General features: G+C 62.6%; 15 protein-coding genes and 1 pseudogene. 3 read left to right on the top strand and 13 right to left on the bottom strand.

All coding sequences use genetic code 11. The annotated features are described in order from the left end of the window. The first annotated feature begins 7 nt into the window (after nucleotides 1–7). Complete coding sequence (locus tag D0550_RS25285; protein WP_161966047.1) at nucleotides 8–2,869, top strand: carboxylesterase family protein; 2,862 nt, start codon at nucleotides 8–10, stop codon at nucleotides 2,867–2,869. A gap of 36 nt (nucleotides 2,870–2,905) precedes the next feature. Here D0550_RS25285 and D0550_RS25280 read toward each other — a convergent pair whose 3' ends face one another. From D0550_RS25280 to D0550_RS35025, 4 genes are all read right to left on the bottom strand, one after another. Beyond that, nucleotides 2,906–4,594 carry an ATP-binding protein gene (locus D0550_RS25280; RefSeq protein WP_116811982.1) on the bottom strand — a complete coding sequence of 563 codons (1,689 nt, stop codon included), beginning with the start codon at nucleotides 4,592–4,594 and terminating at the stop codon, nucleotides 2,906–2,908. Then, nucleotides 4,581–6,107 carry an ATPase domain-containing protein gene (locus D0550_RS25275; protein WP_116811981.1) on the bottom strand — a complete coding sequence of 509 codons (1,527 nt, stop codon included), beginning with the start codon at nucleotides 6,105–6,107 and terminating at the stop codon, nucleotides 4,581–4,583. The genes D0550_RS25280 and D0550_RS25275 overlap by 14 nt, the downstream gene beginning before the upstream one ends. 212 nt (nucleotides 6,108–6,319) lie before the next feature. Next, nucleotides 6,320–7,750: a S41 family peptidase gene (locus D0550_RS25270; RefSeq protein WP_161966046.1), complete on the bottom strand. Its 1,431-nt coding sequence runs from the start codon at nucleotides 7,748–7,750 to the stop codon at nucleotides 6,320–6,322. Nucleotides 7,751–7,874: 124 nt separating this feature from the next. After that, nucleotides 7,875–8,309 (bottom strand): hypothetical protein, encoded by a 435-nt coding sequence (locus D0550_RS35025; RefSeq protein WP_161966045.1) that lies wholly within the window; start codon nucleotides 8,307–8,309, stop codon nucleotides 7,875–7,877. Nucleotides 8,310–8,529: 220 nt separating this feature from the next. Between D0550_RS35025 and ompR the strand changes: the two genes are divergently transcribed. Together ompR and D0550_RS25255 are read left to right on the top strand one after the other, a co-directional pair. Continuing rightward, a complete protein-coding gene (ompR, locus tag D0550_RS25260) occupies nucleotides 8,530–9,249 on the top strand; it encodes an osmolarity response regulator transcription factor OmpR (protein ID WP_116811978.1) in 720 nt (239 codons plus the stop codon). Next, nucleotides 9,246–10,505, top strand: coding sequence for an ATP-binding protein (locus D0550_RS25255; RefSeq protein ID WP_161966044.1), 1,260 nt, complete (start codon nucleotides 9,246–9,248; stop codon nucleotides 10,503–10,505). The genes ompR and D0550_RS25255 overlap by 4 nt, the downstream gene beginning before the upstream one ends. A gap of 23 nt (nucleotides 10,506–10,528) precedes the next feature. Here the strand turns inward: D0550_RS25255 and D0550_RS25250 are convergent, their stop codons facing one another. The 9 genes and pseudogenes from D0550_RS25250 to lpdA all read right to left on the bottom strand — a co-directional run bounded on the left by D0550_RS25250 (nucleotide 10,529) and on the right by lpdA (nucleotide 22,723). Further along, nucleotides 10,529–14,944 (bottom strand): Ig-like domain-containing protein, encoded by a 4,416-nt coding sequence (locus tag D0550_RS25250; RefSeq protein ID WP_116811976.1) that lies wholly within the window; start codon nucleotides 14,942–14,944, stop codon nucleotides 10,529–10,531. 243 nt (nucleotides 14,945–15,187) lie between these two features. Then, the gene (locus D0550_RS25245) at nucleotides 15,188–15,751 is read right to left on the bottom strand and encodes a hypothetical protein (RefSeq protein WP_241520920.1); all 564 of its coding nucleotides are present in this window, start codon (nucleotides 15,749–15,751) and stop codon (nucleotides 15,188–15,190) included. 1 nt (nucleotide 15,752) lies between these two features. Continuing rightward, the gene (locus tag D0550_RS25240) at nucleotides 15,753–15,971 is read right to left on the bottom strand and encodes a hypothetical protein (protein ID WP_116811974.1); all 219 of its coding nucleotides are present in this window, start codon (nucleotides 15,969–15,971) and stop codon (nucleotides 15,753–15,755) included. Further along, complete coding sequence (locus D0550_RS25235) at nucleotides 15,968–18,001, bottom strand: carbon starvation CstA family protein (RefSeq protein WP_116811973.1); 2,034 nt, start codon at nucleotides 17,999–18,001, stop codon at nucleotides 15,968–15,970. Before D0550_RS25235 ends, D0550_RS25240 begins: the two co-directional genes overlap by 4 nt. 78 nt (nucleotides 18,002–18,079) lie before the next feature. Continuing rightward, on the bottom strand, nucleotides 18,080–19,390 hold the full coding sequence (locus D0550_RS25230) for a cytochrome c (protein ID WP_116811972.1): 1,311 nt from the start codon (nucleotides 19,388–19,390) through the stop codon (nucleotides 18,080–18,082). 60 nt (nucleotides 19,391–19,450) lie between these two features. After that, entirely contained in the window at nucleotides 19,451–19,879 is a 429-nt protein-coding gene (locus D0550_RS25225) for a CHRD domain-containing protein (protein WP_116811971.1), read from the bottom strand. 196 nt (nucleotides 19,880–20,075) lie between these two features. Next, a complete protein-coding gene (locus D0550_RS25220; protein WP_116811970.1) occupies nucleotides 20,076–20,546 on the bottom strand; it encodes an Lrp/AsnC family transcriptional regulator in 471 nt (156 codons plus the stop codon). A 275-nt stretch (nucleotides 20,547–20,821) separates the two neighbouring features. Further along, nucleotides 20,822–21,296: pseudogene (locus D0550_RS36950) on the bottom strand (Lrp/AsnC family transcriptional regulator). A 23-nt stretch (nucleotides 21,297–21,319) separates the two neighbouring features. Beyond that, nucleotides 21,320–22,723, bottom strand: coding sequence for a dihydrolipoyl dehydrogenase (gene lpdA, locus D0550_RS25210; RefSeq protein ID WP_116812000.1), 1,404 nt, complete (start codon nucleotides 22,721–22,723; stop codon nucleotides 21,320–21,322). Between the last annotated feature and the right edge of the window lie 2 nt (nucleotides 22,724–22,725).

The following is a 22,725-nucleotide window of genomic DNA, read 5'->3' as shown; positions in this document are numbered from 1 at the left end:
TGCAGCCTTGGCGAGCACCATCGACCCGGCAACCCTCGTCCCCGCACCTGGCGCCCAGCTCATTGCGAACATTCCGGACCTCCAGTGGCGCGACATCGTCGCGTTCTCCGATGTCTTGGACGTAAGCGTTACGCCGTCGCGCGAGCCCGAACCAGGCGAAGCGCCGGTCGATCGATTCGTGTTTGCTGCCGCCTCGCTGCATAGTGATCGCGACGGTCCGGCCGATCTGTCGATCGGAAGCGAGCGCGGCTATGTCGCCTGGCTCAATGGCAAGCAGATTCATTCCCGAGCGTCCGACCAACCCTTTGCCCCAGACTCGCAGCGGATCCCAGTCGAACTGCGCCGAGGCAACAATCAGCTGGTACTGCGACTTCACGAGACTCGACCCGGCCATTCGCGAATCGCCCTGCGCGTCATCGAGCCTGGCACCGCCTTGCCGCGCATCGAAGAAATCACGCCTTCGATCGACTCCGACAAGGGCCATGTGCTGACGATTCGAACACACACTTCAGTTGAGCCCGATCGCGCGCCAGTAGCGTTGGATATCATCGGTGCCGACGGTAGCGTGATATCGAACAAGTCTGCCAACCGCGGCGTAGTCGCCGAGTTCGATACCAGCTCGTGGCGCGACGGTCCATATGAGATCCGCGCCTCGACGACCGATCGCTGGCAACAGCCGCAGGTCACATACATTCCCTGGTACAAAGGAGACGTGCGCGACGGCCTTCGCCAGCTGATCGACGCCGCCGCTGCGGCCAAAGACGATGTGCCCGGGAATCATGTGAAGATGCTCGCGGCGCTCGCCAAGGACCGCCTCGGCTCGATCGAGAACGCAACGCCATCGTCATGGCCCTTGGTCCACGCGGCTCTCATGGAGTTCGAAGAGCTGCAGCAGGAAGCGCGAGGACGCGCAGCACGTGTTCGCTCGGGCGGCTTCGTACGGATCGCATACAAGGACGAAATCGACGGCTCGACACAGTATTGCCGCGCCTACCTGCCCGCAGCCTACTCGACTCATAAAGCGTGGCCGCTGATCGTCTATCTGCACGGCTACAACCCCGCCAACCCCGACTACATCAATTGGTGGAGCGTCGAGCAGCGACATCACCGAATTGCCGAAAGTCGCGGCACGATCTGGATCGACGCCCACGGGCGCGGCAATGCGCAGTATGCAGGCATCGGCGATCGTGACGTCATGAAGTGCATGGAGGAAGCAAAGCGTCGTTTTGCGGTCGATCCCGACCGTGTCTATCTCACCGGAGAATCCATGGGCGGCCACGGCACCTGGAGGATCGCCTCGCGCCACCCGGATGTGTTCGCCGCCGCCGCGCCGGTGTACGGCGGCTGGGACTTCCGAATCACGAACGTTGCCGGCCCATCGCAGACGCCATCGCCCCAAAGTGCACTCGCCGCCTATTCGCTCGAGTACGCCAGCTCCTTCGCAAACGCCGAAAGCCTGCTGCATGTCCCGCTGCTGGTGATTCATGGCGACGCCGACGCCGCCGTGAGCGTAGAAAACTCGCGGCACGCGGTGCGACTGCTGCAGCGGTGGGGCTATGACATCCGCTATCACGAAATGCCGGGATGGGGTCATGAGGACCTGCGCCAGCAAGCATTCATCGCCGATTGGCTGCTGAGCCATCGACGCAAGCAGGAGCCACGCATCGTTCGTCTGCGCTCCGTCGACCTCAACGCTGCCTCCGCGTATTGGCTGAAGGTTGCGGCATTCCAGCGCCCTGCCGAAATCACCCGCATCACCGCGGAAGTGCAGGAGCCCGGCGTCGTGAAGGTCGACTCCACCAACGTCGCCGCTTTCACGCTCGATCTTCCGCAAGCGCTGCGAGGCTCGTCGCAGAAGCTGCGCGTGATCTGGAACGGCGAGACGCACGAGTTCGCAGGCACGGGCGTAACCGAGGTCGGGACTCGCTCCACACCCGCTACACTCGCCAAGCGCGCTGGCCTCGAAGGCCCGCTGCCCGCCGTACTCGAGACGCCATTCGCCGTGGTCATCGGAACGATTTCGACGGACTCGCGGATGCGCGAGATGATCCAAGCCGGGGCGGATTCACTGGCGCATCAATGGCGCTCCTGGCAACGGCAGCCTTTGCGAATCATCAAGGATACGGAGTTGACCGCCGAGCACGAGCGGACTCTTTCACTCATCCTGCTCGGCGCCGCCGATGCCAATGCTGTGACAAAACGGTTGGCGAGGAAGCTGCCGTTCTCGGCCTCTCGCAACGGCATTGCCGTTGACGGCAGGCAATGGAAGATCCGCGACTCCGTGCTGCAAGCGGTGTATCCGAGCCCGCTAGCTGCGGATCGCTATATTTATCTGGTGTTGCCGACTTCGCCGGAGGGCATGTATTTCTGGCGTCCGCAGCTGGTGCACTTTGAAAGAGGAAATGCGCTCACCACGTTCGACTGGTTGATTCAGGACGGTCGTCGCCCGCCGCCGGGCACCATGGACCCGAACGCTGCCCATGTCGCCTCGGGAGTTTTCGATGCCTCCTGGCGCCGCCAGGATCGCTGGACGCAATTTCGCGACGAGAAGGCGGAGACCTGGAGTCTGCGTCGCGCGCCGCCCCAAGGCTTCGCGCCTTCCTCGGCTGCGTTGCAGGCGGCAGCAGGTCGCTATGAGCTGCAGCCTGGCACCGTGGTGAGCATCCGAGTCGACGGTAATGAACTGATCGTCGATCTGCCGCCGCAGTGGTCGCAACCTCCGCTGAAGATGAGACCCGAGAGCGATGCCGTTTATATCATCTCCTCCACCAGCGACACCGCGGAGTTCGTGCGCGATTCCGCGGGGGCAATCAGTGGAGTCTCCGTGGAGAGCAACGGTTCGGTCATCTGGGCCAAACGGCTGCCCTGATCTCGATGCCGAGGGCCGATCGGAGGCGAATACACTTCAGTTGCGAGCCGTATTCCGCTGGGTCATCTTCAGTGCTGCCGCTAGATCGAGCAGAGAATACGGTTTGCGCAGCACGTCGAAGCCTGCTATTTCAGCCCGCGGTGTCGCAGCTTCCGCATAGCCGCTGGTCAAGAGTACCGCGATGTCTCGCCTGCGCTCACGAACTTCGCGGGCGAGCTCCACTCCATCCATCTCGCCCGGCATCATGATGTCCGAAAAAATCACGTCGATGCGTCGGGCATTCGCCAACGCGCCGAGCGCTGCCGATGCGCTGGCGACGCGCGTCACTTCATAGCCGAGCTGATCGAGCATCTCGCTGACCATCGACGCCACTTCGTCGTCGTCTTCCACCAACAAGACCGAACCGGCCGGCTCGTGTGCCTGACGTTGCGTGAGCAAGTCGGCCACTGCAGCCGTGTCGCTCGCTGGCCCTGCCGTCGAACGAGGCAGCAACAAAGAGACCGTCGTACCTCTGCCGACCTCGCTTTCGATGTAGACGGCGCCACCAGATTGCCTCGCAAAGCCGTACACCTGCGCCAGCCCGAGGCCCGAGCCCTTGCCGACTTCCTTGGTCGTGAAAAACGGCTCGAACACGTGTTCCTGCACTTCGGCGCTCATGCCAGTCCCGGTATCCATGACGGACAATCGAACATAGTCGCCGCGCAGATGTACATCATCACGTTCCTCGACATTCCGGGCTCGTATGGTGATGACGCCGCCCCTCGGCATCGCGTCGCGCGCATTGACGGCCAGGTTGAGCACGACCAGCTCCAGTTCTCCCGGATCCACTTGCACCGCCCAGAGATCCGCAGCGAAGTCGACGTGCACCTGAACGTTACCGCCCAAACTGCGATCCAACAGCTCGCGCATGCTGCCGATCTGCTGCGCCAGATTCACCGGCTGAGGCTGGAGCGCCTGGCGACGCGAGAAAGCCAACAGCTGGCGGGTGAGCGCCGCGCCTCGCTGCGCAGCTTGTCGCATACCGTCCATGAGCATCTGCCGACGGGCTCGCTGGTCGGTGTGATCCAACATTTCCAAACCGCCGAGAATGACCATCAGCAGATTGTTGAAGTCGTGCGCGACGCCACCGGTCAGTTGTCCCAACGCTTCGATCTTTTGCGCCTGTCGCAACGAATCCTCTATGCGCTCGCGCTCGATCATTTGCGTGCGCAGCGCTTCGTTCGCAGCTTCCAGCTCTGCAGTGCGCGCCCGGACCAGATCCTCCAGTCGCTGGGCTGCGCTGACCTGGACCTCCAGCAAGGCCCGCAATTGATATTGGCGGGAACGGGCACGGACCGCGGCCTGTACCGTACTGGTGAGAGTGATTGCCTGCACGGGCCGCTCGAGCAGCGACACGTTGTGCAACATGTCTACCAGCTCTCGCCGCCACCGCCCGACCGCCGGGTGCGCTACATCGCTGGTCAACACCACGAACGGCATGTCGGACCACGCGGGTTGATGCGCGATCCACGCGGCTAGCGCCGAAGTGTCCTTGCCGAACACAGCCTCTTCCGCAATCAGGACGGCGCACACATCTGCTTCGATGTGATCCATCAGGCACGGCAAGTCGCGGCACACCCAAGCATGCAGCCCCGCCCGGGTCAGAAGCTCCGCGGAAGCCGACGCATCTCGTCCTATCGGCGCAACGATCAGTACGCGAGCGGCATCTGGCTCAGGCCCCTCCATGCTCTTCGGCCTGCAGCAACGGACTGGGATCGCCTGTGAATTGCGGTGTGCCGGAGAATATCCCGCTGAAGCTCACCAGCGGAGGGCCGACACTGATGCCCCGAGACGAGAGTCGAAACTCTCGAATCGTATGCTCGTGGTAGCCGCTGCGTTTTTTGACAACCGACAGAGCCCGTCTGACCACGCCGCTGTGTTCGAAATAGCGCAGCATCAGCACCGAGTCGCTCAAATAGCTGATGTCCAGCGGCGTGTCCATCGGCCCCACCAGACCATGCTGAGCCAGCACCAGCAATGTCAGCACGCCCTGCTGATTGAGATACGTGAGCAGCTCATGCATCTGCAGGATCAGGAAGCGACCGTCCGGCATCGCATTCAAATAGCCATTCAGGCTGTCGATCACCACCAGCCGCGCGCCATCCACCTCGACGCTTCTACGTACGTTTGCAGCGAATTCGCCGGGCGATAGCTCAGCCGGATCGACTTGTTGAAAGCGAATCAAGCCTCGCTCCAAGGCGTCGCTCAACGGCAGTCCGATCGCCTTGGCCCTGGCCTCGAGCGTGCCGCGGCCTTCATCGAACGCAAAGAAAACCGAATGTTCATTGCGCTGCGCCGCTGCGATTACGTACGACAGCGCCAGCGAAGACTTGCCCACGCCGGCCGAGCCGATCAGCAATGCGTTGGTGCCCCGCTCCAGGCCGCCGCCCAGCAAACGATCCAATTCTTCGTTGCCGCTGGAGGTGAAGCCGTGAAAGAACCTGGCATGATGTTCCGCGGCGATCAGACGCGGGAAGATCTCCAACCCGCCTTTCTTGATAGTGAAGTCATGGAAGCCGCCACGAAATTCGATACCGCGCATTTTGATGACGCGCAGACGACGCCGCTCCGCGCCGTACTCGATCGCGAGCTGCTCCAACAGCACGACGCCGTGCGAAATCGAATGCAGCTGCAGATCATTCTCCGTCGAGGACAGGTCGTCCAACAGCACGACCGTGCATTGCCGACTAGCGAAGAAATGCTTGAGTGCAAGCACCTGACGCCGATAACGCAGCGGGTTCTGTGCCAGCAATCGCAGCTCCGAGAGGCTGTCGATCACGATTCGCGACGGGTTGAGGGCAGCCACGCGATCGAAGATCAACTTGGTCGTCTCGCTCAGATCCACTTCGGACGGATGCAGCACCGTCAGCTCCCGTTCGGGATCCAGCGTGATCTCCGGAGGCACCAGCTCGAAAATGTCGAGCCCGGCAAGCGACCACTCGTGGCGCCTGGCTACCAGCGCAAGCTCTTGCTTGGTCTCCGACAGGGTGATGTACAGCGCCCGTTCCCCCCGGCGCACTCCTTCCAACAGGAATTGCAGGGCGATCGTGGTCTTGCCGGTTCCCGGCCGACCCTCGTACAGGTACATACGATTGCTGTCGAATCCGCCGCCCAGAATGTCGTCGAGACCGGTGCTGCCGGTGGAGATGCGCTTCAATTCGGGCGCATCGTGTGCATTGCTTGGAGACTGCTCTGCCATGCGCTAGTTCGCTGAGCCCCTGAGTAGTATTTTCGTACCCGATCTAATGATCGCTAAAGCTCCTTTTGCGCCGAAAAGTTCCAACATGGCGGCCAGAGAGGCTCTGTGCCGTGCCGATCGGTGATCCAGCAATTCGATGTCAGCCGAAGATATTCAAGAACAACGGGCAAATCCGCGGCGCTGGTGCGGACGGCCGTCAAGCAATGGCACCTTCAAGGCTGCAACGCCGCCGCCTTGACGATGCGAGTGGCGAACAAGGCAAGATTCTCCGGATACGAGCTGTAGATCGGAATGTCAGGCCGGACGCCCGCGGCACTGTTGCGCCCATCTGTTCTGAGCATGATGCAATCGGGCGCGACCACCTGCAGACCGGACATCGGCAGGACGATAGGCGAGCGGCGATAGCCGATAAAGCCGCAACCGCCACCGCGCGTCCGCTCGCCGATGACGACCGCGGCATTGGCGTCCTGAAGATATCCCGCGAACAACTCGGCCGCCGATACGCTGTCGCGGTCCACGAATATGACCAAGGAACCGCGCCAGCCAATCTCCTCGACATCGATCGGCAGTCGCCGCGATGTTTTCCCCGCTGGGACGAGCGCCGTTCCATCGAGCAGCAGTTCGCCGTCCACAGCGAGCGGCACGCGTGCGACGCGGCCACATTGCCACAGGGCCGCGACGGACCACTCTCTTCTCTCCTTCCACACCCACGACAAGTCGCATGGCCTGCGGCTCGTCACATCGATGCGAATCTTCAGTAGCGCGTTGAGTGCGACGAGCGCGGCTTGGCGCGTCGCTCGATCATTTCTCGTATCTCGTGCCGCGACCTGAAGCTCGTCGGCCCGGACCGAAAGATATCGGTCGAGCCGCCCGTCCGCCACGACCCCCAGGGCCGGAGATTCCAGGCGCCTGCCCGCGATTGATTGCGCCAGATCCCACGCCCAACTCTCTCCGCCCGGATTCTGGCCAAGGTCGATGAGCAGCGTGCGCGCGCCGCGGCGCCACGCCACCTCCAGATCTCGTCGCAACCATGCGATGCCGAGGGCGATGCTCTGCTCTCTGAGCCGAGCCACACAATTCGCAGAACACCAGCGCGGCCAATCCGAATGACTGGCGGACATCGAGACGGTTGCGAAAGCTGCCTCGCAAGCCGACACGAACTCTGCAGATAAGAAGGACGCAATGCGCAGCACAGCGACCTTCTGTCCCGCGGCGGTGGTGACGATGCCAGTCCTGAAACCCGATGCCGGAGTGCCACGGATCAGCTCGAAGCGGCCCGCGGTTTCGAATGGCAGCGAATAAGCGTCCCCGTCAACGTCGCTGTACCCGATCGAGGCACAGGCGGATGCCGCATCCTCGAAGAGATCTCTTGTCTCGCTCGGCAACTGCTCCACGACGTGCTCGGCGTCGGCAATATACAGATGGCCATCGCCAATTCCGTCGACGAGCGTTGCGATGGCCTGGAACGCCTGTTGATCGGTGCGCGCCTCGCGCACCGCGCGCTCAGCGGCCGCCGCCGACGCAGGCAGGTCAACGTCGCTCTCGAACGAGGCCTTCCACAGCAGGTTCGGATAGCTCGCTTCGAGCTCTGCTTTGAGGGTTTGCAGATCGCCGAGCCAGTCACCGTCGCTGCGCTCTGCCACGCCCGCCTCGCCCGCTGCGAGAAGGGCGGGCGGCGGCGAGCAGCAGCATGCAAACACGAAAGTGGCTAGCACGCATGCTCGACCCGTTCTTGTTTTCCCAATCACGAGCGGCACTCCAGAGCGTTTATCGCCTTCGCTCTTTGGCACGCGTGCGCATTTGCTCGCGCATTTCATCCTGGATCTTCCTGAACTCCGCCATCTGGCGTTCGTCGAGCACGGCAGCCACCTGGCCCTCGGTCGCTTCTCGGAGCCTGGCCAGCTCGGTGCGCAAAGAGCGCATCTGCTGCAGGCTCGGCCGCTGTCCGCCCCGGCTGAATCCATTTGCTTCGAGCGCAGCGATGCGCTTTTCGAAGCTCGAACGCAGGATGGGCTGCAGTTGAGATTCCTGCTCGGGCGTCAAACGCAGCCGAGCCCGGACTTCCGCGAGGTGTTGCTCGATCTGGGCGCGCTGTTCCTTGCTCAGTTGGCGTTCTCGATCCTGCGCCGCCGCCGTGCCAGTGCTGACGACGATCGCGGCAATCGCAAGCATTGCTGCACAAATACGCTTGAAGGGGGACATCGATGCACTCCTTTTTAAAGCAGTCGCTACAGTCTTCCCTAGCGCCGCTTGCCACCACGGGGTGGCCGGGCCGGGAGGAGCACACGATAAGCTCTCCAGCTCGACGCAACAGCGCCGCTTTGCCAGCAGTTGTTACAGATCCGGGCCGTCGAAACATTTGTTTACAAATTGACCGCGCTGCCGATTTGCCGAAGCCGAGCGCAACCGCGATAGTATTTACATGAACGATGTGACCGCCCGGATCCTACTGGTCGACGACGATGCGCGGCTGCGCGAGCTGCTGCTGCGCTACTTGCAATCGCAGGGTTTCGACGCCAAAGGAGCGGCCGACGCCGTCCACATGCAGCAAGCTCTGGACCGTGGCCACTACGATCTCATCGTGCTGGACCTGATGCTGCCAGGTGAAGACGGACTGCAGATCTGTCGGCGCTTGCGTGGCCAGGGTGATCTCACCCCGATCGTCATGCTGACCGCCAAAGGCGATGAGATCGATCGTATTGTCGGCCTGGAAATCGGTGCCGATGACTACCTGCCAAAGCCGGTCAATCCGCGCGAGCTGTTGGCACGCATCAAAGCAGTGCTGCGTCGGACACACCCAGTCTCCGGCGCCCCCCGACCCGAAGGCGGAGAGATTCTTTTTGGCGAGTTCAAACTGAACCTGGGCACGCGCGAGCTGGCACGCGGCGCGACTCCGCTGCGGCTGACTTCCAGCGAGTTCGCCGTGCTTGCAACGTTACTGCGGCATCCGCGCCAGCCACTCAGCCGAGACAGACTGATGAGCCTGGCACGCGGCCGCGAACACGACGCGTTCGAGCGCAGTATTGATGTCACGATTGCGCGTCTGCGGCGCTTGATTGAGCAAGATCCGCGCAATCCGCGCCTGATTCAAACTGTATGGGGCACGGGCTACGTCTACGTGCCGCCGGGAGAGGTGCCATGATTTCTTCTCCGCGCGGAGTGTTTGCTCAGCTGGCCCTCGTGATCGCGCTCACCTTGATTGGCACCGCCATCCTGGCCGTACTGCTCGGCCGTGAGCTGGTCACGCGCCCCGCGGCCTCGCAGTTACTGCGGGCGATGGATGGCTTCGCCGGCGCAATCGAGGAAATGGGTCGGCACCAGCCGCGTACGCAGATGCTGGAAGCGCTAAGGGGCGCCGGGCTGCAGGTCATCGAGACGCCACCGGAGCAGCTCACAAGGCGCGTGGCGCCATTCATGCGCGAGCTGACTGATCAGGCTCAGCAGCGATCCGAAACATCGCGCGTCATACAGGTGGGCCACTACAACGGCGCGGACGGAATATGGCTCGCATTGGACGCGGCGCCTCCCGTCTGGGTCTCCTTTGGATACCCCAAAGATCGCAAGAAAGTGCGCCGGTTCTCGGTACTGCTTCTGGCCGGCAGTGTCCCGCTCGTGTGGCTGGCGGCGGCCTACTACGCACGTCGAATGGTTCTTCCTCTTCGTCAGTTGGCGCAGGCCGCGCCTAGCATCAGTCGCGGCGATCCTCCGCCCACGCTCGCCCCCTCATCTTCCGAGGTTACGGAACTCGCGCAGGCGCTGGCCGCCGCCAGCGCTGAAGTTCGCAGTGCGGCCGCGGATCGCTCCATGATGCTCGCCGGCATCTCTCACGATCTGCGTACACCGCTGACACGACTGCAATACGCACTCGAGCTGCTACCTGACACCGATCCAGAACTGCGCGCCGGCATGGGCCGAGACATCGAGGAGATAGACGCGATCCTGACGCAGTTCATCGACTATGCGCGTGACGGTCGCGACGAAACCAACGAACCGGTCGACCTTGTCGATATCTGCCGAAACGCAGTGACCGCCGCGAAGTGCGAATGGGACACCGTACTACCGGACGCAGCGCCGCTACGAGGGCGTCCAATGGCGCTGCTACGTGCCGTGAGCAACTTGATCGGCAATGCCGAACGCCACGGCGCACCGCCATTCAGTTTGTATCTGACTCGCGCTAAAGACGCTTGGGCGATCGAGGTGCGCGACCGAGGTCCGGGTCTGTCGCCCGTGGAAGCCGATCGCGTGCGACAACCTTTCGTGCGCAGCCTGGAGCACGGCGGCAGCGGCCTCGGACTGCCGATCGTCGATCGCGTCGCTCAACAGCACGGCGGTGACCTGCGCCTGGCACCGAATACGCCGAGCGGCCTGTGCGCCACGTTGTCGCTGCGTGGCGCCTGAGGTTCCCGCATCTTGATTCGCGATCACCTCACGGTGATCTGCGAACGCCGTCCCCGACAAACCATCACGGTCAATAACAAGAGCAGGAACCCAGGTCCCATCGAGCCGCCACCGCCTCTCGTAGTGCGGCTAAAAGCATTGACTGAGCCGACTCCGCCGAGGTTTGAGATCGCAAAGTTCTCCATGCCATCGGCGTCGTTCGCGCCGCCATCTTCGATGGTCACCTGCACGCACCAGTCGCCCTCGCTCAATCCGGCTCGGTAATCGAGGCTGCCCGGTGGCGGACACACCCCGAGCAGACCCGGAGCCGATGCCACCCGATTGCGTGAGTTCTCGATGAATGTGGTCCAGTGTCCAGCCGCGAACTGACGATACACGGCGTTCACGGGGATCGGCTGACGCTGTGGGATGACGATCTGGATACTGCCGCCGACGCTCGGCAAATCACGCACGCCGAAATCGAAATACCCTCCGGCGTTTCTCACAATGTCGAGCGGCAGGCGGCGCTGCCCCGCCCGTTCGGTATCGTTCAACAATGCGCCGTCGGCGCCCTCTTGGAACGCGCCCTCGCCCAGGATGAGCCGCACGCCCGGATCCGCTTCGATCAGGAACAGACCGTCATCGCCCACGCGTTCGTTGAGCACGTTTCGCAGGTCGCTGGCGTCGAGATAATTCGGCTGTCCATCGCCATCGTCATCTCCCCAGCCCTCCGACGCGTCATCGATGCCGTCGCCATCGGTATCCATGCTCGCGCTCAACGCGGGGGCATCCGCGACGACCTCGATGACGCGGAAGTCATACGTGCTCATCGCGGGCGTACCGCTGTCGCCGACAGCCAACTCGAACTTGTAAAAGCCAGGCGCGAGCAGTGATGGATCAAACGTACGAACGGAACTACCCACGCTCGTAGCGAGGATGTCAGCCGGAATGCTCCAGTGATACGTGTGCTCGTCCGCCGGGTTCGAATCGCGCACGGTCGCTCCCAGCGTCACGAGACCACCCTCCCTGACGACAACGCTCGTCTGCCTGCCCCCTTGCACGACCGACCAGTCGAACGTGGGCGCCACATTGGTCTCAACGATCCTGATGACATGGTTACGACGCGCGCCGAAGTTGCCCTCGCCCGTGAGCGCCACCGTGAGGGTTTCCTCGCCTTCGGCAATACCATCGTCGGTGACATACACCGTCACCGTTTTTTCGACTTCATCTTGCTCAAACACCACGACACCGGACACCAGATCATGATCGCCGGTGCCGGCGGTGCCGCCGACCGTGTAAGCCACCGTAAGCGGATAGCTCGGCGACGTTCCATTGAGGAAGAAGCGCACGGAAACATCCGCGCCCTCGCCGCTGACCTGATCGGGACCCAGGGAAATCAGTGGTCGAACGTTGATGGCCTGCAGTGTCTGGCCGCGGTTGCCGGCAGCGTCGGTCGCTTGCCAGGTGACCGTGTGCGTGCCCGGCGCCAGATAATCCAGTGCCTCCACCAGGCTGGCCGTGACCGGCCCATCGCGACCATCCACCGCCGAAGGGGGTGTCAACGTCGGTGCAATCGTGAGCAGGCCGGTCGCATCGATCGTCACCGGCGGCGGAGAACTGATGAGCGGCGCCTGATCGTCACGCGTCGGGTCGCTGCCCTGCAGGAACTCATCGAGGTTCGACACCCCGTCTCCATCCAGATCGGTCGCGGCATCGGACGGATCGTGCGGATCCAAGCCATAGCGTTGCTCGAACTCATCGCTCATGCCGTCGCCATCCTGGTCGTTGACAGCAACGCCGCCAATGACGATTGCCTTCTGCCCAGCCAACGAAAGTGCACTGCCCGGGATCGGCAGTGTGAGCGTGGCATCGACCCCAGCGAGATCGCGGATGATCGCGCCATTCAGCGTCAGCGCGCCGGCACTGTGGTAATCCAGATCGGCGGAAACATCGCCCGGCTGCACCACGTAGTTGAAGGTCAGCGTGTCCGTGGTGGACCCGGCAACATAGGCGATCGGTCGATCGATCGCTCCCGTCTCGAGCGTGAGCGTCGGCACCCCGCCACTGGTGGTTACAACGACGGGTGCGTCGAACGTGACTGTAATGGGGATCGAAGCGCCGACTCCGTAACTGCCATTGGCGACCGTGGAGCTCACCGACGTCACAGCGGCAGAGGCGAACTCGACCGCACCGATGTCGAGGCCCGCGCGTACGCGAGCATTCCCGTTTGCATCGATTGGCAGGCTCTCCGAGGTATCTCCGTCCTCATCGAGATCGTACGCATCGGCGGGCAGCTGTGCCGCATTGCCTGCGCCGATCAGAGCACTGCCAATCTGCGGCTTATGAGTTTGGACGTGGCCTCCATTATTGAATGCAAGATCGCCGAGCAGCAGATTGCCGGTGCCCTGGCTATTCAGCGAACCCGTATCGGCGGTGATCGTGACATTCGAGCCAAAGTAGCTGTGCATCGCCACGTCGAGCACATCGGCGACATCGTCCGGGCTGCCGCCGGTTGCAAGCGATGAGCCGCCGACGGCGGGTTGCGAGCCCGCGCCGCTCACGTTTCCTGCGACCACCGTGTTGGCGATCGTCTCAGTGCGCCCGGCATGCACACCACCGCCGCCGCTTTCTGCAGCGTTACCGACGATGGTGCTGTTATAAATATAGGCAACATCCCCGGAACCCGGGGTCACGCGGACTCCGCCGCCGAGGGAACCCGAACCCATCGCCGCATTGCCACTGATCGTGCTGTTGACGATTGTCATCGTCCCCGAGCCGCCGAATTGAATGCCGCCGCCGTGCGAGCCCGAACCGGCCGTGCGGTTGCCAGTGATGGTGCTATTGATGACATTGAGCGAGCCGCCTGGCCCGACGACTCGCACGCCACCGCCGAAGTTGGCAGAGCTGTTGTTCGAGACGGTCGTGTTGATCAGCGTCACGGCGCTGCCGCTTGCGTAGATCGCGCCACCGCCGGATCCCGTCTCGTGATTGTTATCGAGCACGCAGTCGCGAAGAGTGATTGCGACACCGGCCACGCCCACCCCCACTGCGGCACCGCCGCCGAAGGTGCTGCCATCGATCAGCGTGAGGCCTTCGAGCGTGACGTTGTTGTCGACCAGGAAAATGCGGCTGGCGCCATTACCGGAGATCGTCACATCAGGCACATGATCGCCATCGACATCACCGTCGATCGTGATGTTGTAATTCAGGCTCAGTTGCGTTCCGCCGAGCGTGATGGTGCCGCCTTGCCGACCGCTGACACCACCATTCAGATCGAAAATGATGGTATCTCCACTGCGCGCCCAGCCGATCGCTTCGCGCAAGCTCAATCCGTCGCCATCGGCTCCGTCGATCGTGACATCCGCTGCGATCGTCGAGTCATCGCCAGTGTCGATACTGCTGGTGACGAGGAATGTGAGCCGTACCGTGCGTACGGTGTAGTTGCTCGAATCCGTGAATCCCGTGCCGGCGTTGCCGGCGCTGTCCTGCACGCCCGTGTTATCCAGACGGATCCGGTTGGTGGGCACGTGCGGCAGGTTCGCCGTTGGAGTGAACTGAGCGGTATACGTGACGTTATCTGCAGTTGTGAGCGCGCTGATCGTGCCGCTATCGGCCGAGAGATCCGCCAGATCGAGCCCCGTCACCGGCTCGTTGAAAACAATGGTGACCGTCGCAGTTTCGCCCCAGTTCAACTCGGTATCTGAAAGGGTCAGAGTCGCCCTGGGCCTTTCGGTGTCGATAGCGTAATTGTTCGAGTCCGTGGTGCCGGCGCCGGCATTGCCAGCCCCGTCCATCACGCCGGTGTTGTCCAATGTAATGACGTTGGTGCTTCGAGTGAGGTTCGCTGTGGGCGTCAACGTAGCGTTGTAGACGATGTTGTCGGCGGTACTCAACGAGGAGAGCGTACCGTTTCTGGGAATGAAATCCGCGAGGGTCAAGCCTGTGACTGCCTCGTTGAAAGTGATCGTCACGAGTGAGGTCTCGTCCGCGGTCAGCAACGTATCGCTCACGACGATGTCGGCCGTTGGCCGTATCGTATCGATGGTGTACGGGGCCGACGTCGCCGTCCCGACGCCCGGCTCGTCGGTTGACACACTCGTCACGCCGCTGAGTGCGACGGAAATAGTATTGCCGCTGCTGGCGAAGTTGAGCGGTGGGGTGAGCGTGGCCGTCCAGGTGGTGTTGTCGCTGGTGGTGCGGGGACCCAATGAGCCGCCGGTCACCGTCAAGTCCGTGTGGTCGAAGCCATTGACCGCTTCGGAGAACGTGAAGGTGACCTGCGTGGTTTCACCCACGCCCAGCATCGGGTCTACGATGACGATCGACACCGTAGGGATGGCGGCGTGCGCGCCCTGTAATGCCATCAGCAATGTGGCGGCGAGCAGACTGGAAAAGCGAGAGTGATTCTTTGCGTGGCGAACCGTGACGTTGTTCGCACTATCGGAGCTGTCGAGATGCACGTAGAGGCGTCCTGCGTAGTTTCGAGCGCAGGCGCGAGGGCTCGGCTTTCGCGGACACTACCGCCCCTCTACGAAGGCGTGTGCGTCCATGCCGTGCAAGGTGCGCTTGCTCGACAGAAGTCTGCCTCGTGCGACGTTCTTCGGAAATGACCGCAGTCACACCCTCGCCTTCCCGCGCGCTAAGAGTTCGCGCGGTGGGGTGCTATCTCATCGTGCCGCTGATCTAGGCGGCGCTGTGCGATTTCAGACCGCCGTCTTGCGATCGAGCCGTCGCAGGATGTTCGGCGCGAGCTTCTCCTCCATCGCGCTCGTGCGCGCTTCGCCGCGCTTGGGCATGAAGACGGAAATGCCGAAGCTCACATCGCCCTTGCGAACTGCGAGGCCGTCGCCCCACCACAGCGCCTCGTCGCCGAACTTGCGAGGCACGGGTTGGTTCGAGATGACGCCCTGGTCTGCGGACTCATGGAACGCCTCCAGGAACTTCTTCGCCAAGCCCTGCCCTGCAGGCCAGCGGTGGGCATTGAGAATCACGAAACGGCGCCCGCGGCCCGGCTGCGTGACATCCGGCGCCTTATCGGGCTCGATTGTCCAGAAGCAGGTCGATGAGTATTGCCCGTCGCGCGACATGCCCTCGTCCTGACGGCGGCCGTTGTCCACGGGCAAGCCGCCGATCGCGGCGGAAATCTCCGCCGGCGTCAACAAAGCGCACGCGTTGATCTCGAGTGGAGACTCTGCCGCGTGAACGGTCGAGAACATCGCCCCCGACAGCAATGCTGTCGCCATTACCGTGACCCGCGCGTGCTTCATTCTATGCAGCCCCTTGCTCGTGTGAGCTCAGACTCTCACCGCAACGCTTCAGCGAGATGCCGTGCATCGTCGCCTTGTTTCTAATCGCCGAGCGCGTCCTTCGCAACGTGACGCAAATCGTGTCCAGCGAGGCGCCGGCCGTAGCCAACTGCCGCAACTGGCGGATTTCGTCGGTCGACCACGTGTTGGTCGGAATGGTTCTGCGAAGTGTATTGATCATGCCGCTCCTCGCGCCGGGACCTCCGAACTTGGGGGTACCGGCAAGCCTTGCACGACTCGCATGCACACGCGCGCGGTATCGGCGATCACGATCCAGAGAATCAGCGTCAGCACGACCGCCAGCACGGCATCGAGTCGTTGGTTGAAGATCAGCTGTGGCGCAACCGCGGCCTGTTCGGGGCTCAAGGTGCCAGCAGCCAGTTTCGATGCGATGTCATTGGCAGCAGCCAGGAAGCCGATTCGCACATCGTCGGAGACGACCTTCTGCCAGGTCGCCACGGTCGTCACGAGCGTCAGCCACGCCAGTGGCACGCCCGTCACCCACGCATAACGCAGCTTGCCCGACTTCACCAGAATGCCCGTGCAGATGCACAGCGCGATGCCGGCGAGCAGCTGATTGGAGATACCGAACAACGGCCAGAGAATGTTGATGCCGCCGTTCGGATCGATCACACCGATGTACAGGAAGTAACCCCAGCCGGCGACGATCATGGCACTGGAGAACAATATCGACGGGTACCACGAGGTCTGGCCGAGCTTCGGCCAGATGTGACCCAGCGCATCCTGCAACATGAAGCGGCCCACGCGCGTGCCCGCATCGAGCGTCGTCAGAATGAAGACCGCTTCGAACATGATCGCGAAGTGGTACCACAGTGCCAGCATGTTCTGACCGAACGTCGAGGCAAAAATGCTCGCCATGCCGACCGCCAGCGACGGCGCACCGCCGGTACGAGCAAACAAGGTCGACTCGCCCATTTCTTTGGCGAGGAACGCCATCTGATCGACCGTCACGGGGAAGCCCCAGCTGGTGATCGTCGCCACCGCCTCTTCGGGCGTCGCACCGACCGCACCCGGTCCGCTGTTGATCGCGAAGAAAATGCCCGGCTCGAGCAGCGTGGCCGCGATCATCGCCATGATGGCGACCGCCGACTCCAGCATCATGCTGCCGTAGCCGATCAGACGCACATCGCCTTCATTGGTGAGCAGCTTGGGCGTCGTGCCGCTCGAGACCAGTGCGTGGAAGCCCGAGATGGCGCCGCACGCGATGGTGATGAACACGAACGGAAACAGCGCGCCGCCGAAGATCGGGCCGGAACCGTCGATGAATTGGGTCACCGCCGGCATGTGAATGTCCGGACGCATCACGATCACGGAGATGAACAGCAGCGTCACCGTGCCGAGCTTCAAGAACGTCGAGAGATAGTCGCGCGGTGCAAGCAGCAGCCACACCGGCAGCACGGCAGCGATGAAGCCGTAACCGATCACGAACCAGGCGAGCGTGAGCGCGTCCAGATCGAAGAACTGACGAATCGTGGGGTGACTGTCGACCCAGCCGCCACCGCCCACGGCGAGCAGCAAGAGAACCACGCCGATGATGGAGGCTTCCAGCACGCGGCCCGGACGAATGTCCTTCATGTAAATGCCGACCAGCAGCGCGATCGGAATGGTCGCAAACACCGTCGAGGTGCCCCATGGGCTGTGGCGCATGGCGTTGACCACCACGAGGCCGAGCACGGCGATCAGGATGACCATGATGACGAGCGTGCCGATCATCGCGGCATAACCGCCGACCGGTCCCATCTCATCTTTCGCCATCTGACCCAGGCTGCGACCGTTGCGACGGGTCGACAGGAACAGCACCGTCATGTCCTGCACGCAGCCGCCCAGCACCGCACCGACCAGAATCCAGATCGTGCCGGGCAAGTAACCGAATTGAGCTGCGAGCGTCGGGCCGATCAGCGGGCCGGGGCCGGCGATGGCGGCGAAGTGATGGCCGAAGACCACCCACTTGTTGGTCGGGACGTAGTCGCGACCGTCGTTGATTCGTACGGCGGGCGTGACCCGACTCGGATCCAACACGAGCACCGAGGCGGCAACCCAGGCGCTGTACAGACGATAGCCGATGGCATAGACACACGCGGCCGCGACGATGAGCCACATCGCGTTGATGGACTCGCCACGGTGAACCGCGAGCCCGCCGATCGCGAAAGCGCCGATGATGGCGACCAGCAACCAACCCAGTTTTTTCATTCGACCCCCGAAATCAGCAACGCGCACGTTTGCACGTACGCGTTGCTATGTTTCATCCCGATGGACTTCAGTGGCGCGTTAGCGCTGCTGGGCCACTTGCTTCTCGGTGACTGCACCGCCGACGTTGCCCCATGCGGCACGCATGTAGCTGGCAATCAAAGCCACTTCCTCATCGGAGAGCTTCTCGCCGAAGTTGTTGGGCATATCCTTCCAGCGCTTCGGGCCAGGCAGCTTCGCCAGGTGCGGACCGTAGAGAATCACGTTGATGAGCGAGGCCGGGTTGCTCGCCTGCACCAGCGGATTGCCGACCAGGTTCGCGCCCGCATCTTCGCTCAGCGCGCCGAGGCCGCTGGGCTGATGGCAGGTGCCGCAGTGAAGGTTGTAGTGGCTCTCGCCCGCCTTCAACGCTTCGGCGCTGGCCGGCTTGCCGACCTTGCCTTCGTTGGCTGGCAGGCTCTTCAGGTACGTGGCCATCGCCATCGTGTCCTCATCGGTCAGGTGACGCGTGCTGTTCAAGATGACTTCGTTCATCGGGCCGTGCGTCTCGACGAACTCGTTACGCCCGGTCTTCAGATACGCCGCCAGCTCTTCCACGGACCAGGCAGCCAGGCCGTTCTTCGCGTTGGTGAGATTGGGCGCCGACCATTGCTTGACTTCGCCCGTCATGACCTTGTCGTTCAGTTCGCCGCCGGTGTACGCCATGCTGGATTTTTCCGCGCCCATGAAGTTGCGCGGCGAATGACAGGCGGAACAGTGACCGAGCGCTTCGGTCAGATACGCCCCCCGATTCCACTCGGGCGACTGCGCCGGATTCTCCTTGAAGCGGCCCTCATCGAAGAACATCGTCTTCCAGATACCCAGCGCCCAGCGCTGGTTGGCCGGGAAGCTCATCTCGTTCTCCGGCGTGGTGTTGTTCACCGGCTTCACGACCTTCAAGTACGCGTACAGCGCCGAGACGTCCTCGTCGGTCAACTTGGTGTAGGCCGTGTACGGGAACGCGGGATACAGATGCGCACCGTCGGGGCGCACGCCTTCGCGTACCGCGCGAGCGAACTGCTCCTCGGTCCATTTACCGATGCCGGTGTCCGGATCGGGCGTGATGTTCGTCGAATAGATCTTGCCGAACGGCGTTTCGAACGCGAGCCCGCCGGCGAATGCCTGCCCACCGTGCGCGGTGTGGCAGCTCACGCAGTTGCCGGCGCGGGCGACATATCGACCGCGCTCGATCAGCGAGTTGGCTTGATCTCCGGCGCTGGCCGCCGGACTGTCAGCACTGGAGTCGGCGATCGACAGACCTGTGACGCAGGCGACACCGAATGTAAGACCGAGCGTTACCCAAGTGGCGGCGACGCGGGAGCGTCGGCCGCCTGCAATGTTCAATTTCGTCATTTGTTATCGAGTCCGGCGAGTCGGCCGCTTAATAATGGATCCCCTGACGCAACTTTAGCCTTACGGCTTCAGCTGGCCCCGAATCTCTCCACCCTTGTGAGCGGCGCTGTGCACGTTCACGTACAGGTGGCCTGCCTTGAACGCCTGATACTGTTCCTCAGTGAGCTTCGAGCCTGCCGGGGCGGACCAGCTGCCGTCTTCGCCCTTGGTCAGGGTGACGACCGGCGGGCCGTTCTTGCCCGGCTCGGCGAGATGAATATGAGCCGCGATGCCCTCGACGCCGGAGGTCTTGACGCTGCCGGTCACGCTCATGTCCTTCGCGATCGTGATCGTGCCCTCGCCCTTGGCCTGGGTGGTCACGGCGGGAACTTCCTCGGCGCCCGTGAGTGTCACTTTCACGTCTTCGGCGCTCGCCGACAGACTCACGGCGAAGAGTCCCATCGCGAGCAACGTGCTACCGAACCTGTTCGCGGCACGAGTCGTAGTCATGCATCCCCCTCCGAGCGGATCGCTCTAGTGAGCCCTTGCGGGCCGTTGTTACGGCACCGTCACGCGGCGCCATTCTTACTGTCAAAAGCCTACTCCTGCGGCGTGGCAGGAACTTCGCGGAAATGCGTCCCCAGCTCGCGCCTTGCGCATGATGTATGCGTAATGCATCGAGCTGGCGACGGACGATTGCACGCCTTTAGATCTTCAGCGGCAATGACGTGGTCGACTTTACTTCCCAAGCCGCCACGAAGGAATTCACTTCGCGGATATTAGGCACTGTGGACAGCTTGCCGAAATAGAATTTTTCGTAAGCTTCCATGTCGCGCACCACCACGCGCAACAGGAAATCGTAGGCACCGAGGATCACGTGACACTCGAGCACTTCCGGAAAGCTGCGGATGTACTCGGTGAATTCCTGCAGGCTCTGCTGGTCGTTGCGGATCACCTTGACCTGCACGAACAGCTGCGTGAGCAGGTTCAACTTGCGGCGATCGAGCATCGCCACGATCCGGGTGATATAGCCCTCTTCCTTCAGGCGTTGAATGCGCCGATAACACGGCGACTGCGACAGTCCCACCGAATCTGCGATTTCGGCGGCTGAGTGCGAGGCATCCTCCTGAAGCGCACGCAAGATTTTCAGATCGATCTTGTCCAGACCTTCCATCATTCCCCCCTCATCAATACGCGATCGGCGCGCTCGTGTGTGCTGGTCGGGCGCAACCGTCTACAGGCATGTCTTAGGACGATTATGTGCGTTGGGCGTGCTTGGTGCGTTTACTTATCAACCTCGGCGAGTTTGGTGGCGTAGTGATGCACGTAAATGGCGACAGTTGCAAGACGCTAACGTCGTTCTAGGGGTTTTATGAACAACGTTTCAGGTAAAGGACGAACGTCACCGCCCCGCAAGCGAGGCAGTGTTGCGTTCCCTGGCAAAGTTCGTTGCTAGACGTGCAACGGCCAGGCAGTTGTGGTTTTTATCTCCGAGGCCGCGACATAGGAGGTGACCTCCAGGATGTGCGGCACGCGGGAGAGCTTCTCGAAGTAGAAGGTCTCGTAGGCGTCCATGTCCTTGGCCACCACGCGTAGCAGGAAGTCGAACACACCGAGCACGACGTGGCACTCCATCACCTCGGGAAAGGCGCGGATGGCCTCGGAAAACTCGGCGAGGCTCGCCCGGTCGTTTTTCACCACCTTGACCTGCACGAAACAGCTGCGCACGCAGGCCCAGCTTCTGCCGGTCGAGCAGCGCCACGATCTTGGTGATGTAGCCGTCGTCCTTGAGCCGCTGGATCCGCCGCCAGCACGGCGACTGCGAGAGGCCCACGGCCTCGGCGACCTCCGCCGCCGACAGCGATGCGTCCTGTTGCAGGACCGAGAGGATCTTGTAGTCGATTTTGTCGAGACTGCCGTTGCTCATGGCGCCTCTTTCTTCAGCGGCCATTACACATGCAAGGCATGGCCGAGACCGGCCAGCGATGCCTCAAAGAATGCCTCGGAGAGGGTCGGATGGGCATGGATGACTCCCGCCACATCCTCCAGCGTCGCGCCCATTTCGAGCGCCAGCGCAAACTCCCCGGACAGTTCGGACACGTGCGCGCCGACGGCTTGAATGCCAAGCAAGCGACGGTCGTGTTTGCGGGCAACGATGCGCACGAATCCGCCCGCCTCGCCCGCCTCCATCGACAACGCCCGGCCGTTGGCGGCAAACGGGAACTGCGAGGTGATCACCTCGATGTCGCCCGCGCCCGCGTCACTCGGTGACAAACCGACGCTGATGATCTCCGGTTCCGTAAAGCATACGGCCGGAATCGCGACCGGATCGAAGCGCCGCCGGTGGCCCGCGATGAGCTCGGCGACCATCTCGCCCTGCGCGGTGGCCTTGTGCTCGAGCATAGGCTCGCCGACCAGATCGCCGATAGCCCACACGTTGCGCATCGAGGTGCGGCACTGATCGTCGACGTGCACGAAGCGACCGCTCATGTCGATGCCCATGTTCTCCAGGCCCCAGCCCTCCGTACGCGGCCGGCGACCGACCGTGACCAGGACTTGCTCGGTCTTCAATGCCAGCGACCGGCCATCCTGGGTCTTCGCGAACAGCGAGCCTGCTTCGAAGCCGACGACCGACGCGCCCAGGTGCACCGGCACGCCGTTCTTCTCCAGCCAGCGCGCGACCGGCTTCACCAACGCACTGTCATACAGGGGCAGGATGCGATCCTGAGCTTCGATGACGGTGACATCGACACCCATTTTGCGGAATGCGATGCCCAACTCGAGCCCGATGTAGCCGGCGCCGATGACGGCGAGGCTGCGCGGCAGGCTCTGCAACGACAAGGCTTCGGTCGAGGAAATGATCGGTCCACCAAAGGGCAGCCCCGGCAAGGCCACGGGCTCGGAGCCCGTCGCGAGCACCACGTGCTCGGCCGTGATGCTGATCTGCCCGCCGCTGGTCTGCACCACGCACGACTTCGCATCGACGAAGCTCGCCCAGCCGGAGATCACTTGCACCTTCGCGCGCTTGAGCAGGCCTGCGACGCCTTCGTTCAAGCGGTTCACGACGCCATCTTTCCACTTCACCGTCTCGGCGAGATTCAGGGTCGGTGATGCACTTAAGGAAATGCCTAACGTGCCGCCCTGTTTGGCGGCATCCCGCACGTTCGTAAACTTTTCCGCGGCGTGGATCATCGCCTTCGAGGGGATGCAGCCACGGATCAAGCAGGTGCCGCCCAATCGGTCGGCCTCCACCAGCGTGACCTGCAGGCCAAGCTGTGCGGCTCGCAACGCCGTCACATATCCGCCGGGCCCACCGCCCACAACCAACAACCGTGTCTTGATGTGTTCGCTCATCG

This window comes from Steroidobacter cummioxidans (assembly GCF_003104955.1).
Note: the sequence above shows the minus strand (reverse complement) of the source record. Positions and strands in the feature narration are given on the sequence as shown.